The following is a 15,833-nucleotide window of genomic DNA, read 5'->3' on the forward strand; positions in this document are numbered from 1 at the left end:
CGGTCCGATCAGGCACGCCGAGGAGGTGTAAATCGTCAACTCGGAGAACCACTCGAGCAGATCGATCTCGCCCTCGTCACCCCACTCGGCCACCATCCGCTCGACCTCGCGCGGGATGGTCACGGCGTGCTGGCGCATGTGCTCACCCCGCAGTGCCGTGTTGTGCAGCATCTCGGAACGCCGTTCGGGACTGGCGTCAAAGACGACGCCCTCACCGAAGACCGGGGTCATGAACGGGTACGCGGCCGCCTGGTCGAGCGACTCGTCGGGCGCCCGGAAGAAGGCCTCGTTGGCGGCGGCGCCGGAGGCCAGGCAGATGTCGCGGTCGGCGATCCGGAAGATCCCCAGGTCGCCACACTCCTCACGGACCCGCCAGAACAGGCCGATGGGGTCCTCACGGAGCTCGTCCATGTGGCCGAGTTCGCCCTCGCCGCCAGAGACCCGCCCAGGCTCCTTCAGCGTAGATGAATCTGCGGGTTCGGTTGTGGTCATCAGTGATCCTCCTCGATGGGGCCTCGAACGGATTTCGATCTCGGTGACGGTCACGCCACGCACATCGTGAATCAGGGAGGCCGTAGATGAAGAGTAAATGAGGTCCGGTTAAAACGAAAGACAATCCGTTACAAACTAACGCTCTTCGTATAGGGTGTGCCTCATGGCGAGATATAGGAAAGACGCGGGCGGCTGGACCCTCGAAGAATCCGCCATGCTGGATGGGCACGTGGCTGTCGTCACGGGCGCGAACTCCGGTATCGGCTACGAGACCGCGCGGGCGCTGGCGCGCCTCGATGCCGAGGTGATACTGGCGTGCCGTGATGTTGAAGCCGCCACCCGGGCGGTGGCCAGCATTCGTCGCGAGACCCCGCATGCGCGATTGAGCGTCGTGCATCTCGATCTAGCTGACCTGCGCTCGGTGCACCGGGCGGCCGATGACATCCTCCAGACCACCGATCGACTCGATCTATTGATCAACAACGGTGGAGTGATGCGCTCGACCCGCGCCCTCACGGTGGACGGATTCGAAGCGGACCTCGGCACCAACTTTCTTGGCCACTTCGCCCTCACCGGACGTCTCTTCGAGTTGGTGATGGCCACCGCCGGCGCCCGGATCGTCACCGTCTCGAGCATCACCCACCGCCGAGGCCGCATCCACTTCAACGATCTGACACTTGAACACAACTTCACGCACGAGGTGGCCTATGCACAGTCGAAGCTCGCGAATCTGATGTTCGCTTACGCACTGGGGCGCCGGCTCCGAGCGCAGGGCGGGTCCGCGATCTCCGTTTCCGCGCACCCCGGCGGGACCCGAACTTCAGTGCTCCGCGATCGCACCCGCGCAGTGCGCTTGGTGTACAACCCGGCCCTGCGACCTGTGACCTCACTGTTCACCCAGGACGCGGCACAGGGTGCACTGCCGACCCTCCGGGCCGCTCTGGACCCGGACGCCACGGACGGGGACTTCTATGGACCGGGTGGGCGTTTCGAACTCGTCGGCGCGCCGGTCAAGGTCCGAAGTGCCTCTCGAGCACGCGACGAGAAGGCCCAGGAGCAACTCTGGGGACTCGCTGAAAAGCTCACAGCGGTCCCCTACCCGCCTGTCTCGCTGAACACTTGATATATCCCAGCGAAAGAGGGCGACCACTAGCCGTAGGCAAAGTGGCGACCTCGTATGACGAAGTGCAGACCCGCCCGGGTGGGCACTTCCCGACCCTGAGTAGGGAGAACGTCCAATGCCCCTAAAGGCCATTCATGTGGCGACCGGGAACGTCGGTCGAATAGCACTCTCACAACTGATCGAAGATCCACGATTCGATCTGGTGGGCCTCGTCGTCTCGGACCCTGAGAAGGTGGGGCGAGACGCGGGCGACCTCGCTGGTCTCGACGTCATCACCGGGATCGCGGCTACCGATGACCTTGGCGCTGCAGACTCACACTGACCACCAACCCCCACACCAGCTCTCAAGCGGAGGCGACCGCCGATCCACTGATGCAACTACCCGCCTGACCTCCAGCGAAGGATCAGAAACGAGTTACACCACTACTAGGGGCTTGACCCGTCTCCGGTGCCGTTCATCTACCCCTGGGGTCTTCTACCACCGGCTATGGTGACGCGGCTAGAAGATCTCTGCCATGAGCGCGGTGTGAGCCTGTTCGTCTCCGGGATCGATCCCGGCTGGGCGAACGACGTTCTGCCCTTTGCCGTTGCCAGCACGTGTCAGAGGGTGGAGAAGATCACCTGCTCGGAGATCGCTGACTACGTCTCGTACGACGGTGGGCCGGTCCTGATCGAGGTGATGGGTTTCGGGCGCGGGGTTGACGATCTGCCGTTGTTGTTCAAACCGGGCATGCTGTCGGCCGCATGGGGTGTATCCCTCCGGCAACTGGCCGCAGGTTTTGACGTGGAGATCGACGAGATCACGGAGTGGTACGAACGGGTGCCCGCGCCCGAGGCGTTCGACGTCACGGCCGGCCATATCGCCGACGGAACTGTTGCTGCTGTTCGGTTCACCGTCACCGGCATGAGCGCGGGGCGGCCAGTGTTCGTCATGGACCACATCACCCGACTTCGCGAGGACCTGTGTCCAGACTGGCCCCAGCCAGCGCAGCCTGGTGGCTCCTATCGGCTCGAGATCGAGGGCGAGCCCTCCTACCGAGTCGATGTGTGCCCTAGCAGCCGGCGGGGCGACCACAACTATGCGGCCATCGCGGCGGGTGCGGGACGCGTCGTCAACGCACTGCCGGACGTCGTTACCGCCCCCGCGGGCATCCGTACGACTCTGGACTTACCGATGCCAACCGGTCGAGGCCTCTTCGCGACCACACTCGGCGCGGCAGCAGTTGCAGAGGAAGACACCCCGACATGACCACGGAGAACGAGGAACTCATGGGACGAGTTGCAGGCAAGGTGGCACTGATCAGCGGTGCAGCCGGCGGAATCGGCGCGGCAAGCGCGAGGGCATTGGTGGCCGAAGGTGCCACCGTGGTACTCGGAGATCTGTTGGACGACGAATGCCGAGCGCTGGTCGACGAACTCGGGGACGCAGCACGTCACGTCCCGCTCGACGTGACTGACCCGAGTCACTGGCAAGAGGCTGTCGAGACGGCAGTCGGTGATTTCGGACGGCTCGATGTCCTGGTCAACAATGCTGGGATCGCCAACGGTGATCGACTCCAGCGGTTCTCCCTCGAGGCCTGGAACCGGATCCTCAAGGTCAACCTGACCGGTCCCTTCCTCGGGATGCAGGCAGTTGCGGACGTGATGATCGCGGGCTCAGGCGGGTCAATCATCAATATCTCGTCCATCGAGGGATTGCGCGGCACCCCGTGGGCCCACGGGTACGTAGCATCCAAGTGGGGCCTGCGCGGGATCACCAAATCCGTCGCAATGGAACTTGCACCCCACGGCGTCCGCGTCAACTCGCTCCATCCGGGACTGATCCGCACCCCGATCACCGAGAGCATTCCGGACGACATGATCCCCATCCCCCTCGGGCGGCCAGGCCAACCCGAAGAGGTGGCCTCCTTCGTTGTCTTCCTGGCCAGCGACGACTCCTCGTACTCGACGGGCTCGGAGTTCGTGATGGATGGCGGCACGATCAATCAAATCCCCCACAAGAGCTGAACCGGAACAGAAATGACGGAGACGAAGTCCGGACTGGCCCTGCCTGAGGTCGCCGCGGTCCCCGAACGGCCGACGGAAACATACGATGTGGTCGTCGTCGGTTTTGGGATCGCCGGAGGGTGTGCCGCACTCGAAGCCGCACGGGCAGGGGCACGTGTTCTGGTGCTCGAACGCGCTGCGGTCCACGGCGGCACGACCTCCATGGCGGGGGGACATTTCTACCTCGGCGGCGGGACCGCGGTCCAACGGGCGACAGGCCACGACCACACAGTCGACGCCATGGTCCGCTACCTGACAATCTCAACTAAAGACCCCGACGAGGAGAAGATCCGCGCGTATTGCTCGGGGTCTGTCAGCCATTTCGCGTGGTTGGAAGACCTCGGATTCGAGTTCGAACGTTCGTACTTCCCCGGCAAGGCAGTCATTCAACCCGGGGCCGAAGGACTGATGTTCACCGGAAACGAGAAAGTATGGCCGTTCAGGGAACAGGCGGACCCTTTCCCGCGGGGACACAAGGTGCCGGTGCCCGGCGACACCGGAGGGGCCGCAATGGTCATGGACCTACTTCGCGACCGGCTCGATGAACTCGGGGTAGAGGTGCGGTACGAGACCGGTGCCCGCCAGTTGGTGACCGACGACGGGACACCTTCCGGCGATGTTGTAGGCGTCGTCTGGAAATCCTTCGACGCCGTCGGCACAGTTCTCGCCCCCTCCGTCATCCTCGCAGCAGGCGGGTTCGTGATGAACCAAGACATGGTGCGCGCCTACGTGCCGGCGCTTGGGAGGAAGCTGTACACACTTGGAAGTTCCTACGACGACGGACTGGGGATCAGGCTGGGCCAGTCGGTGGGGGCGGCACTTGAACATATGGAGGAGCCTTTCGTCACGGCACCCTTCTATCCGCCTTCCTCACTGATCAAGGGCATCATCGTCAACAAACGTGGCGAACGGTTCGTGGCGGAGGATAGCTATCACGCGCGCACCTCGTACCAGGTGATGCGCCAACCCGACAGCGCGGCGTACCTCATCGCAGACAGCGACCATATGCAGGAGCAGAGGATGCCACTCGTGCCGTTCAAAGACGGGTACGAGACGATCGAGGAGATGGAGAAGGGATTGGACCTCCCGCGAGGCAGCCTGGCCACGACATTGACCCGATACAACAAGTACGCCGCACTCGGGGAGGACCCAGACTTCAACAAGCACACCGACTGGCTCACACCACAAGACACGGGGCCATGGGGAGTGTTCGATCTTTCGGTCGGCGTCGCGCTCTACGCGGGTTTCACGCTCGGCGGTGTCGCGACGACCGTCGACGGGCAGGCCCGGCGAAAAGGTGGAGGTGTCGTCGGCGGGCTCTATGCTGCGGGTGCCTGCGCGTCCAACATCGCCCAGGACGGCAACGGCTACTGTTCCGGAACTCAACTGGGCGAAGGGTCCTTCTTTGGTCGCCGTGCTGGAGCACACGCGGCCACGCGAGCTCGGGCGAACCAATGACACTCGCCCTCAGCCGCAAAGGCGAGTTGCCGACCCGACTGGCATAGAATTTACTTACGACTGATGCGAACACAATTAGTCAATAGACTACAGACTATTGTTTTAACCGCGCCTCCGTTATCATAGGATCGTGACCTCCGGCAGTTCCACTCGCAGACGCTCTCTCACCCGCGCCAAGGTGATCAACGGCGCGATGGAGCTTGTCGACGAACACGGCTGGGAAGAACTGTCGATGTCCGCGTGCGCGGAACGCCTTGGAATCGCCTCCGCTTCCCTGTACAACCACGTCCGCAACCTCCATGACTTGCGCGGTGCACTTCAGGTAGCAGCAATGACGTCCCTCGGCGAGCACCTGTCGTCCGTCGCAATGGGGCGTTCCGGGCCAGACGGGCTCCGCGCGCTGATGGACGCCCATCGGCACTGGGCGACAACGTATCCGCGCAGATACCAGGCACTCACTGCCGCCTCCCCGGATCCCGAATCGGTCATAGCCGCGGCGATGAGGGTCAACAATGCGGTGCGTGCAATGCTCGCATCCTGTGGACTTCGACCCGATGAGACTTTCGATGCGGCAGTAAGCCTGTTCGCGGCCATGCACGGCTTCTCAGCGCTCGTCAACACCGGGTTCATCGACGGAGGGCTCGACCAGGACCGAATCTACGAGTCGGTTGTTAGAGGTGCCCTCGCGGGCATTGCCGCTACAGAGCCTCGATAACCACAAACGGGGAGACTACCAGGTGTGCAGCAGGCCGGGAGTTTTTGGTTCTGGGCGCAACTATGAGCATTTTGCGGCCGAAGAGTAGGGGTAACCGTCGTCGGACGATGAGCTTGGCCAACAGCGAATGGGTCCATGGGGTCGCGTTAGCGCGGGGCGCGAAGTCCTACTGGCCCTCAACACGTGGCACGCCGGCGGCCTGGAGGTCGCGATCGTCCTCCATGCTGTCCTGAACGGCTTCAGCTTGATCGCGGCTTTCTAACTGCACACCGACTTCGGCGCGGCCATCCAGGACCGCTCGGGAGGCGTCGGCACACCGTACCTGCTTCTTCCTGCCCTCGTGTCATCATCGTCATTGCTTCTGTCATCTGGTGGTGGACCCGCAAGGCCGGCCTAGCCCCTCGCCCCGACCGCCCCCGCCGAGACCGCCCCGGCCGCAGTCGCCCGCCCCTGATTCACATAGGGATCGTCACCAGGAGCCGGTGAACCGGGGGAGAGCTGCCAACGCCATGTGGTTGACGCGTCATCTATGCTGAGGGGTATGAATTCCCCCGCCTCCGCCCACGGTCCCGCAGGAACCACTTCGTCGTCGTCCTCATCGTCGTCAAACACACCACCCACGTCGCCGGACACATCGGCGCCAGCCCCCGCCCACGCCGTCCCGCGCGGCGAGGTGGCCTTCGGTCTCGACACCTTCGGCGACGTCACCGTCGACCGCGCCGGCCGGCCCGTCCACCACGCGCAGGTCCTGCGCGACGTCGTGGAACAGGGCGTCCTGGCTGACACGGTGGGCGTCGACGCGTTCGGGATCGGCGAGCACCACCGGCCCGACTTCGCGGTCTCTGCGCCGGACATCGTGCTGGCCGGCATCGCCACCCGCACCGAGCGCATCACCCTCGGCTCGGCCGTGACGGTCCTGTCCAGCGACGACCCGATCCGCGTCCACCAGCGCTTTGCCACGATCGACGCCCTCTCGAACGGTCGCGCCGAGGTGGTGCTGGGCCGCGGCTCGTTCACCGAATCCTTCCCGCTGTTCGGCTTCGACCTGCAGCAGTACGAGCAGCTGTTCAGCGAGAAGCTCGACCTGTTCTCCGCGCTGCTGCCCGAGGGGCCGGTCACGTGGTCGGGCGACCTGCGGCCACCGCTCGTGAACCAGCACGTCTACCCCAAGACCGAGGGCGGGCTCGCCTCGTGGATCGCGGTGGGCGGCAGTCCCGAGTCCGTGGTGCGCGCGGCGCGCTACCGGCAGCCGCTCATGCTCGCGATCATCGGCGGCCCCGCCGGCCGGTTCGCGCCGTTCGCCGACCTCTATCGCGAGGCGAACACCCAGCTCGCCGGCAAGGACGCGCCGCGGCTGCCGATCGCCGTGCACTCGCCCGGCTTCGTCGCCGAGACCGACGCGAAGGCCGCCGAACTCGCGATGCCGCACTGGATCACCAACCGCAACCAGATCGGCCGGGAGCGCGGCTGGGGCGACGCCACCGAGGCCGACTTCCACCGCGAGGTCCGGTCCGGCGCCATGTACGTCGGCTCGCCCGAGACTGTCGCGCAGAAGATCGCCACCACCGTCCGCACGCTCGGCCTGGACCGCTTCGACCTCAAGTACGCCTCCGGCCCCACGCCGCACGACGATCTCATGACCTCCGTCGACCTCTACGGCCGTAAAGTCATCCCGCGTGTCCGCGAGCTGCTCGCTGAGGCAGAGTTCACACCCGGGGTCCCTCAGGTCGTCTCGCGGCTCTGACGGGTTTACGGTGTTGGCATGTTGTTCGCGTTCTCCGTCGCCCCCACGACCACGGCCGACGACACCGCCTCGATGAGCGAGGCCGTCGCCGCGGCCGTGCGGGTGGTGCGCGAGTCGGGCCTGCCGCACGAGACCACCTCGATGTTCACCACGATCGAGGGCGAGTGGGACGAGGTCATGCCGGTGATCCGCGCCGCGACCGACGCCGTCCTGGCCGTGTCGCCGCGCGTGAGCCTGGTCCTCAAGGCCGACCTGCGGCCGGGGCGCAGCGGGGAGCTGACCGGCAAGGTCGAGCGCGTGGAGCGGCACCTCGCCGCGGGTGGCGCGGGTGGCGCGGGCGAGGTGGGTAAACCACGGGGGAATGACGACGACAACACCAACCCGACCGTCTGATGACCGCCGACCGTCACCCCCGGGTCGATTCGCGCAGTAACGATTTGCGCAGTGGCGACCGGGAATCGTCAGCGAACAGGCATCCTCGCGACCTCCAGACCGTCGTCGTCACCGCGGGCACGGTCATCGCCGGCTGCGGCGCGCTGGTACTGCTCGGGTTCGAGGTACTCGAGGGCGACTCGTCCGTCCTGGACGTGCTGCTGTGGTGCGCGCTGGTCGTGCTGCTGTTCGGTGCCGCGGCACACCAGTGGTGGTTCGCCGACCGCGCGGCCGATCGCTCGCGGGACATCACCGAGGGCGTCACCGATGCCGACGTGGAGACCCTGGCCCGGGAGTCGATCGGGGACGTGGACCTGGTGCGCCGACTGCGGGTGGCGTTTCCCGGACTGAACCTGCGCGACGCGTACGAGCTGGTGCAGGACCGGAAGCGGCGGCACCCGAGCGAGTCCGCTTGACCGGACCCGCCCGTCAGCAGCCTCCGACCCCGCCCAGCGCGCCTGCCATCAGCGCGTGCGTGCGCTGGTCTCCGGCTATTCCACTGTGGTCCATGGCCCCGCCGCCGCACGCGTCCTCGACCACCACGGTGCGCGCACCGGGCCCCGGCACGAAGCTGAACTCCGGCGGCATCACGGTGTCGCCGCGGGAGGCCAGGATCGTGTACTCGACTCCGGGCGCGTACGGGCTGCCCTCGACTCCCTTCCAGGCGGCGACCATCGGGCTGAAGGGCGCGAGTTCGGCGAGTCCTCGCAGGTTGACGGCCCACAGGCCGACCCCCGCAGCCTCGGCTGGAAGGTCGGCCGGGACCATCCCGCTGTTGTCGGCGCCCCAGTAGCCTCCGACGGACACGATGCGGGCGACGGCGTCGGACCGCAGCATCTTGGTGGTGTAGCCGGCGATCGCGGCGCCCTGCGAGTAGCCCACCAGGTCGACCTTGTCGGCGCCGGTCTGGGCTCGGACGTGGTCGATCACGGTGGCGAGCTGGGGTGCGGACGTGCCGACGATGGAGTCCAGCCCGCCGCGGCCCGGGTTGCCGACGTACGCGCCGAAGGTCGGGGCGATCACGCAGAAGCCCTGCTGCTGGAGAGGTGCTCCGAGGCGCGGGAAGGTGTTGGGGCCGTTGTCGAAGGTCCCGTGGACGAGTATCACCGGGCGCGGGTGTGCGGGCGTCGGCTGGCAGGGCACGGAGGTGTCCACCGGGGCCGGTGGGCCGGGCGCGCCGATGGGGCCGTTGATGCCGTTGAGTGCATCGGTGACGTGCGCGCCGAAGGGTTCGGAGGCCTCGAGGGCGTGCAGATCGGCGGCGAATGCCGGGTCCACCGACTGCGCGGAGGCGGCTCCGGCGCCGGTCACGCCGACGGCCCCGACCAAGGGGAGTGTGAGCGCGGCTGCGGTGAGCGCGCCGGCCAGTCGAGTCCGGGTTCGCGTCGCGGTCCGGGATCGCGCGGCTGCTCGGGCCGGGGCAGATCGGAAGAAGGGAAGGGGGAGTGGTCGGATGAACATGATGGCTCCGGGTGAAACGAGGGTACGGCCAGTATGCGACGCCCGAGCGCACTTGGGAACCGTCGCGCGCGGAATTGTCCCGCCGTGACCGCGATGGTCACCCGGCCGTCACCTCGCCAAGGGGCAGGTTCGGCCGCCACTTCGCCCGGGGGCCGACCTCACGAATCGGTGGCCCGCCGCGACTACGGGGTGTCGGCGGCATACGCTCGCGGACGGTGAGGGAGGTCCGGATTCCATGAGGGCAGCGTTCGATGCGGCGGTGGAGCGCCACGGTGCGACGGTGCTGCGGGTCTGCCGTGCGGTGCTCGGCCCGGGGCCGGACGCCGACGACGCCTGGTCCGAGACCTTCCTGTCGGCTCTGCGCGCGTGGCCGGACCTGCCGGAGGACACGAACGTCGAGGCGTGGCTGGTCCGCGTCGCGCACCGCCGGGCCGTGGATGTTATCCGCGGGTCGGTCCGCGCGGCCTCACCGCCGGGAGGTGGGGGTGGAAGGGTCGACGACGACAACGACACCGCTGCGTACACCGACACCGACGCGTACACCGCCGTCGCGGGGGCAGAGCTCTGGGCGGAGGTCGCCAAACTCCCACCCAAGCAACGGATGTGCGTGGCGTACCGGTATCTGGGCGGGCTGTCCTATGCCGAGATCGCCGGGGTCGTCGGTGGTTCGGAGGCAGCGGCTCGGCGGGCGGCCGCAGACGGTGTCGCCGCTCTGCGTCGGAAAAAGGAGGTGCCCGGTGTCGACGGATGAGGGGCGAGGCGATGTGAGGCGAGGCGATGTGAGGCAGGGACACGACCAGAGGGAGGACAAGATGATCGAACAACTGCAGCACGCCTCGGCGGACACCGGTGCGCTCCGCGGGCGTCTCGCAGCCGCCGCCGAGGCGGAAGGTCTGGTCGACGTGGCGTACCGGGAGATCGCCTCGCCGATCGGCGGGCTGCTTCTCGCGGCCACGACCTCGGGACTCGTGTATGTGGCGTTCGAGGTCGAGGACCGCCCCGACGTGCTGGACATGCTTGCCACCCGCATCGGCCCGCGGGTCCTGCAGGTCCCCGCGGCGGACAGTGCCGCTGCCAGCTCCGCCGACGCTGTTCCCGGCGCGGGCGATGCAGCGGCTGGCGCGGGCCGGGCCGGGATCCTCGACGCCGCCGCCGACCAGATCGAGCAGTACCTCGCCGGCACGCGTCGCGATTTCGACCTACCCCTGGACACCCGCTTGGCGACGGGCTTCCGCGGCGAGGTCCAGCGGCACCTCGTCGACGTGTCCTATGGCCGGACGGCCACCTACAAGCAGCTCGCGGCGGAGCTCTCCAGGCCCGGTGCCGTCCGCGCGGTGGGCACCGCCTGCGCCACGAATCCACTGCCGCTCGTGTGGCCGTGCCACCGGATCCTCCGCACGGACGGCGGGCTCGGCGGGTACCGCGGTGGCATCGAGGCGAAGCAGCGCCTCCTCGCGATGGAATCGGCGGCGTGACCGCCCACGCCGTCGCCGCGTTGTTCGCGGTGTGGGTGGTGGCGGCCATCTCGCCGGGGCCCGACCTCGTCGTCGTCCTCCAACGCGCCCTCGCCGGACGACGGCACGGGGTGCCCACCGCGGCGGGCGTCGTCGTCGGTCACGCGGTGTGGCTCGTGGCGGCCTTTGCCGGGTTGGCCGCGCTCGTGCGCGTGTACCCGCAGGTCATGGTTGTGCTCCAGGTCGCCGGCGGGATCGTGCTGGCCACCCTCGGCCTGCTGGGGATCCGCGGCTGGCTCCGCTCCCGAACCGCGCAGCCGGTCTCCGACACGGTCCCGGACCCCGCCCCCGACCCGGCCCCCGACCCGGCCCCCGACCCGGCCCGGTATCCGGGACCGGAGCCGAGGGCGGGATCGGATTTCATGCGCGGACTGCTGACCAACCTCGCCAACCCCAAGGCCCTGGTGTTCTTCGGGGCCGTGCTCGCCCCGTTCCTCCGCGGCGAGGTGCCGGTGCCCCAGTCGCTGCTGATCGTGACGGGGCTCATCGCCACCTCGTTCGTCTGGTTCGGCGGCATCGCGATGATCGCCTCGCACCGCGTCGTCAACGAGCGCGTCGGGCGCCTGATGCCGTGGGTCGACCTGGTGGCCAGCGCGCTGTTCGTGGCGTTGGGGGTGGCGTTCGTCGTCGCCGCGCTCGCCTGATCGGCCGTCCGGCTAGATTTCCCGCATGGATGATCGCGTCGGCAACCGCAGTTGGCTGCTCGCCGCCTTCGCGGTGTTCGCCGTGGGCTGGGGCGCCAACCAGTTCGCGCCGCTGCTGTACCACTACCGCACCGACCAGGGGCTCGCGCAGTCCGAGGTCACCGCGATGTTCAGCATCTACATCGTCGGGCTGATACCCACGCTGCTCCTTGCGGGTCGCTGGTCGGACCGCAACGGCCGGCGCGTGCTCATGCGCCCGGTCCTCGTGTTGTCGCTGGCCGCGACCGTGCTCATGCTTTTCGGCGTACAGAATCCGTTCTGGTTGTACCTCGGCCGGTTCCTCGCCGGTCTGGCCTCCGGCGCGGCGTTCGGGGCGGGCAGCGCGTGGGTGCGGGAACTGTCCGCGGGCTCGCCCCCCGGCACCGGGGCCCGCCGCGCCGCCATCGCGTTGAGCGGCGGATTCGGGCTCGGCGGGATGGTGGCCGGTCTCGTGGGCGAGTTCGTTCCCGCCCCGCTGCTCTCGGCGTACGTGCCGCACCTCGTGCTGGGGACCGTCGCGCTGGTGGTCGCCTGGAACACCGCCGACCCGTACCAGCCCGTCGAGCAGTCCGTGAAGACCCCGCTCATCCCGGCCAGCGCCGGGACCCGCCGCTTCCTGCTGGGCGTGGCCCCGTGGGCGTGGCTGGTGTTCGGCTGCGCCAGCATGTCGTTCGCCGTGCTCGCCGACTTGCTCGGCGGCGACGCTGGCGGCCTACCCACCGCGTACGCGGGCGTGATGGTGGGCGTGACCCTCGGCTCCGGCGTGCTGATCCAGCCGGTCATCCGCAGGATCGCGGCCGATACGCCCCCGTCGCGGCCGCCGATCATCGGGCTGGGCGCCGCGTCGATCGGCATGGCCGCCGGCGCGATCCTCGCCGCCGCCACGGACCTGCCGGGCCGGGCCCTGTGGCTGCTGCCGGTCGCCGTGATGCTGGGCATCGGCTACGGGACGCTGCTCGTGGCGGGCATGGTCCAGGTGGAGCTGCAGTCGGGGGTGGGGGACCACGCGGGCCTCGTGGCCGTGTTCTACGTGATCGCCTACCTCGGGATGGGCACCCCGTACGTCCTGGCCGAGCTGTCGCGGTTCGGCGGGCCGGTCCCGTGGATCGCCGGGCTCGCGGTGGTGTGCGCGTTGCTCATCCCGCTGGCCCGCCGCCAGCTGCGCTGACCCGGCCCCCGCCGGCGGCGCCCCGGCCCCGGCCATCGAGAAGTGGGTCCGGCCCGCATCGGTCGAGTGGCGGTGTGCGGAAGTCACTTCTCGATGAGGTGGCCCGGGAGGGCTCAGCCGGAGTTGCGCAGCGCCGTGGCCAGCCCGTTCATGGTCAGCTGGATGCCGGTGTGCACCTGCGGGTCGTCGTCACCGGCCCGGTGGCGGCGCAGCAACTCCACCTGCAGGACGTTGAGCGGCTCCAGGTACGGGAAGCGGTTGCGGACGGAGCGGGCCAGGGCCGGGTTGTCGTCGAGCAGCGTCTCCTGGCCGGTCACCTCCAGAAGCATCTCGCGGGTCAGGTCGAACTCGGCGGAGATGACGCCGTGGATGCGCCGGCCCACCTCGGCGTCGGGCACCAGGGAGGCGTAGCGGCCGGCCAGGTCCATGTCGGCTTTGGCCATGACCTGCGCCATGTTGGACAGCGTGCTGCGCAGGAACGGCCAGTCGGCGTACAGCCGCCGTAGCGTCGCGAGCCGCTCCTCGGGGGTGTCGCCGGCCGCGCCGCCACCCGACCCCTCGCCCCGGATCCACCGCCGTAGCGCGGTGCCCACCCCGAACCAGCCGGGCAGCATGACCCGCGACTGCGACCACGACAGCACCCACGGGATCGCCCGCAGGTCCTCCACGGTCGACGTCTGCTTCCGCGAGGTGGGCCGCGAGCCGATGTTGAGCTCCCCGATCTCGCTGAGTGGGGTGGAGGTGGTGAAGTACTCGATGAACCCAGGGTCCTCGTGCACGAGCGAGCCGTACGCCTCCCGCCCGAGCCGCGCGAGCTCGCCCATCACCGCATAGGCGGTGTCGGCCTCGTCGCCGAGCCCCTCGACGTCCAGCAGCGACGCCTCGAGCGTGGCCGCGACCAGCGCCTCGAGGTTCCGGCGGGCCCGCCGCGGCTCGGAGTACTTGGCCGAGATGACCTCGCCCTGCTCGGTGATCCGCAGCGCGCCCCGCACCGCGCCGGGCGGCTGGGCCAGGATCGCGTCGTACGAGTTGCCGCCGCCCCGGCCCACCGCGCCGCCGCGCCCGTGGAAGTAGCGCAGGTACACCCCGGCGCGCCGGGCGGTCTCCACCAGGTCGCGTTCGGCCTGGTAGAGCGCCCAGTTGGCGGCCAGGTAGCCGCCGTCCTTGTTGGAGTCCGAGTAACCGAGCATCACCTCGAGCACGTCGCCCTGCCCGCGCACGAGCTCCCGGAACTGCCCGATCCGCAGCGCCGCGTCGAGGATCTCCGGCCCCGCCGCCAGGTCGTCGATCGTCTCCAGCAGCGGGATGAGCCGCACGCTCGACCGCGGCGCCTCCGGGTCCCCGGAGAACAGACCCACCTCGCGCAGCAGGATCGCCGGCTCCAGCAGGTCGGACACCGATCCGCACATGGACACGATGTAGTGCGGCACGACCTCCGGCCCCAGCAGGTCCACGGCCGCGGACGCCGCGCGCATCACGCCCATCTCCCGCTCCGCCGTGTCGGACAGCCGGGTGTGCGGGCCGAGCAGGGGCCGGTCGTGCGAGAGCTCGGTCAGCAGCAGCTCCACGCGCGCGTTCTCGTCCAGCGCCGCGTAGTCCGGGGTCACCCCGGCCAGCGCGAACAGCTCGCCGAGCAGCTCCTCGTGCGATTCGGAGTTCTGCCGCATGTCCAGCGACAGCAGGTGGAACCCGAACGAGCGCACGGCCCACCGCAGGTCACGCAGGCGCGGCGACCGGAGCATCCCGCCCCCGCTCGCGGCCAGCGCGGCGTCGATCACGTCGAGGTCGGCCAGCATCTGCGCCGGCGAGGTGTAGGGCGGGGCGGCGGCGGCCTCGTCGTCGTGGGAACCCCCCGACAACGAGGACGACGACGACAACGAGTTCCCCAACGCCGCGAGCCGGCGGCGGACCACCGACACGGCCCGGCGGAACGGGACGTCCTCCTGCGCGGCGCCCACCTGGGGTCCGCCCAGCGAGTCGGCGAGTTCCCGAAGCTCGGCAGGTGCGTCCACCAGGCGCTGCGACTGGGACAGCTCCCGCCCGAGCAGGCGCAGCTCATGGTCGTAGTGCCGGTGCAGCAGCGCGGCGGCCTGCGTGGTGGCGAACCGCACCACGTCGCCGGTGACGTACGGGTTGCCGTCCCGGTCCCCGCCGATCCACGAGCCGGGGCGCACCATGGGTCGGTCGCCGCAGTCGAGCCGCTCGGCGATCTCGGCGTTGAGCGGCGGGATCACGTCGATGAGCGTGGCCTCGAGGTACTGCAGGCCGCCCATCACCTCGTCGACGATGCGGGGCTTCTCGCTACGGATGAGCGCCGTCTGCCACAGGGTGAGGACCTGCCGGCGGATCTCGAGCTCCACCTCCTCGGTCTCCGCGGCCGTTACCCGGTCCTGCGGCCCGGTCCGCAGCGCGTCGCGGCGGCGCATCAGCGCGAGCAGCCGGCGCGTGATCTCGAAGACCGTGCGGCGCCGGGTCTCGGTGGGGTGGGCGGTGAGCACGGGTGCCACCCGCGCGGTGGCCCGGACCGTGTCCAGCCGCGCTGCGTCCGGCGGGGTGCGGTCCAGGCGCGCCCACGTGGCGGCGAGATCCCCGTCCGGCGGGGGTTCCCCGGCGGCGGTGTGGATGCGGCGGCGGCGCTCCTGGTGCAGGTCCTCGGCCACGTTCGCCAGCAGCGCGAACAGGGAGAACGCCCGGATCACCGGGATCACCCGGTCGGTGGGCACGTCGGTGAACAGGGCCGCCACCTCGTCGCGGTCCGCCTGGGAGTGCCGGACCGCGAACGCGGTGCGGCGGGCGGTCTCGACCAGGTCGAAGATCTCCTGGCCGGCCTGCTCGCGGACGGTGTCGCCGAGTACGGCGCCGAGGAAACGCACGTCGTCCCGCAGCGGGGCGACGGCCTCGTCGAGCGGGTCGGGGCCGGTGACGGTGGCGGACGGGGGCGGGACGGGGTGATCGGCCATGCCGCCAGGGTAGGCGTGCGGTCCGACACGGCCCGCC

The 15,833-nt window shown here is 69.0% G+C and carries 13 protein-coding genes and 2 pseudogenes; 12 read left to right on the forward strand and 3 right to left on the reverse strand.

The features are described from left to right. Positions 1-492, reverse strand: a pseudogene (locus tag OPF83_RS15230) (cytochrome P450); the annotation flags it as partial. A gap of 163 nt (positions 493-655) precedes the next feature. Here OPF83_RS15230 and OPF83_RS15235 point away from each other — a divergent pair. The 8 genes and pseudogenes from OPF83_RS15235 to OPF83_RS15270 all read left to right on the forward strand — a co-directional run bounded on the left by OPF83_RS15235 (position 656) and on the right by OPF83_RS15270 (position 8,426). Further along, complete coding sequence (locus OPF83_RS15235) at positions 656-1,615, forward strand: oxidoreductase (protein ID WP_264888445.1); 960 nt, start codon at positions 656-658, stop codon at positions 1,613-1,615. Between the two features lie 115 nt (positions 1,616-1,730). Continuing rightward, a pseudogene (locus OPF83_RS15240) lies at positions 1,731-2,864 on the forward strand (diacylglycerol kinase). A 20-nt stretch (positions 2,865-2,884) separates the two neighbouring features. Beyond that, complete coding sequence (locus OPF83_RS15245; RefSeq protein WP_264888477.1) at positions 2,885-3,622, forward strand: glucose 1-dehydrogenase; 738 nt, start codon at positions 2,885-2,887, stop codon at positions 3,620-3,622. Positions 3,623-3,634: 12 nt separating this feature from the next. Then, a complete protein-coding gene (locus OPF83_RS15250) occupies positions 3,635-5,119 on the forward strand; it encodes an FAD-binding protein (protein WP_264888446.1) in 1,485 nt (494 codons plus the stop codon). Positions 5,120-5,246: 127 nt separating this feature from the next. Then, positions 5,247-5,834 carry a TetR/AcrR family transcriptional regulator gene (locus OPF83_RS15255; RefSeq protein ID WP_375546280.1) on the forward strand — a complete coding sequence of 196 codons (588 nt, stop codon included), beginning with the start codon at positions 5,247-5,249 and terminating at the stop codon, positions 5,832-5,834. Positions 5,835-6,375: 541 nt separating this feature from the next. Then, a complete protein-coding gene (locus OPF83_RS15260) occupies positions 6,376-7,578 on the forward strand; it encodes an LLM class flavin-dependent oxidoreductase (RefSeq protein WP_264888448.1) in 1,203 nt (400 codons plus the stop codon). Between the two features lie 18 nt (positions 7,579-7,596). Next, positions 7,597-7,971, forward strand: a complete 375-nt coding sequence (locus OPF83_RS15265) for an MTH1187 family thiamine-binding protein (RefSeq protein ID WP_264888449.1) — start codon at positions 7,597-7,599, stop codon at positions 7,969-7,971. Beyond that, positions 7,971-8,426, forward strand: a complete 456-nt coding sequence (locus tag OPF83_RS15270) for a hypothetical protein (protein ID WP_264888450.1) — start codon at positions 7,971-7,973, stop codon at positions 8,424-8,426. The genes OPF83_RS15265 and OPF83_RS15270 overlap by 1 nt, the downstream gene beginning before the upstream one ends. Before the next feature lie 13 nt (positions 8,427-8,439). On the opposite strand, the gene OPF83_RS15275 is transcribed toward OPF83_RS15270, so the two are convergent. After that, on the reverse strand, positions 8,440-9,321 hold the full coding sequence (locus OPF83_RS15275; protein ID WP_264888451.1) for a triacylglycerol lipase: 882 nt from the start codon (positions 9,319-9,321) through the stop codon (positions 8,440-8,442). A 385-nt stretch (positions 9,322-9,706) separates the two neighbouring features. Here OPF83_RS15275 and OPF83_RS15280 point away from each other — a divergent pair, with 385 nt between their 5' ends. The 4 genes from OPF83_RS15280 to OPF83_RS15295 all read left to right on the forward strand — a co-directional run bounded on the left by OPF83_RS15280 (position 9,707) and on the right by OPF83_RS15295 (position 12,836). Next, positions 9,707-10,222, forward strand: coding sequence for an RNA polymerase sigma factor (locus OPF83_RS15280; RefSeq protein ID WP_264888452.1), 516 nt, complete (start codon positions 9,707-9,709; stop codon positions 10,220-10,222). Positions 10,223-10,283: 61 nt separating this feature from the next. Continuing rightward, entirely contained in the window at positions 10,284-10,946 is a 663-nt protein-coding gene (locus OPF83_RS15285) for a methylated-DNA--[protein]-cysteine S-methyltransferase (protein ID WP_264888453.1), read from the forward strand. Beyond that, positions 10,943-11,629 (forward strand): LysE family translocator, encoded by a 687-nt coding sequence (locus OPF83_RS15290; protein WP_264888454.1) that lies wholly within the window; start codon positions 10,943-10,945, stop codon positions 11,627-11,629. Before OPF83_RS15285 ends, OPF83_RS15290 begins: the two co-directional genes overlap by 4 nt. Positions 11,630-11,654: 25 nt before the next feature. Then, the gene (locus OPF83_RS15295; RefSeq protein WP_264888456.1) at positions 11,655-12,836 is read left to right on the forward strand and encodes an MFS transporter; all 1,182 of its coding nucleotides are present in this window, start codon (positions 11,655-11,657) and stop codon (positions 12,834-12,836) included. Between the two features lie 113 nt (positions 12,837-12,949). Here OPF83_RS15295 and ppc read toward each other — a convergent pair whose 3' ends face one another. Next, positions 12,950-15,796 (reverse strand): phosphoenolpyruvate carboxylase, encoded by a 2,847-nt coding sequence (gene ppc, locus OPF83_RS15300; protein ID WP_264888458.1) that lies wholly within the window; start codon positions 15,794-15,796, stop codon positions 12,950-12,952. Positions 15,797-15,833: the final 37 nt, after the last annotated feature.

The sequence above is a fragment of the Dietzia sp. NCCP-2495 genome, from assembly GCF_026011735.1.
Taxonomy (GTDB): Bacteria; Actinomycetota; Actinomycetes; order Mycobacteriales; family Mycobacteriaceae; genus Dietzia.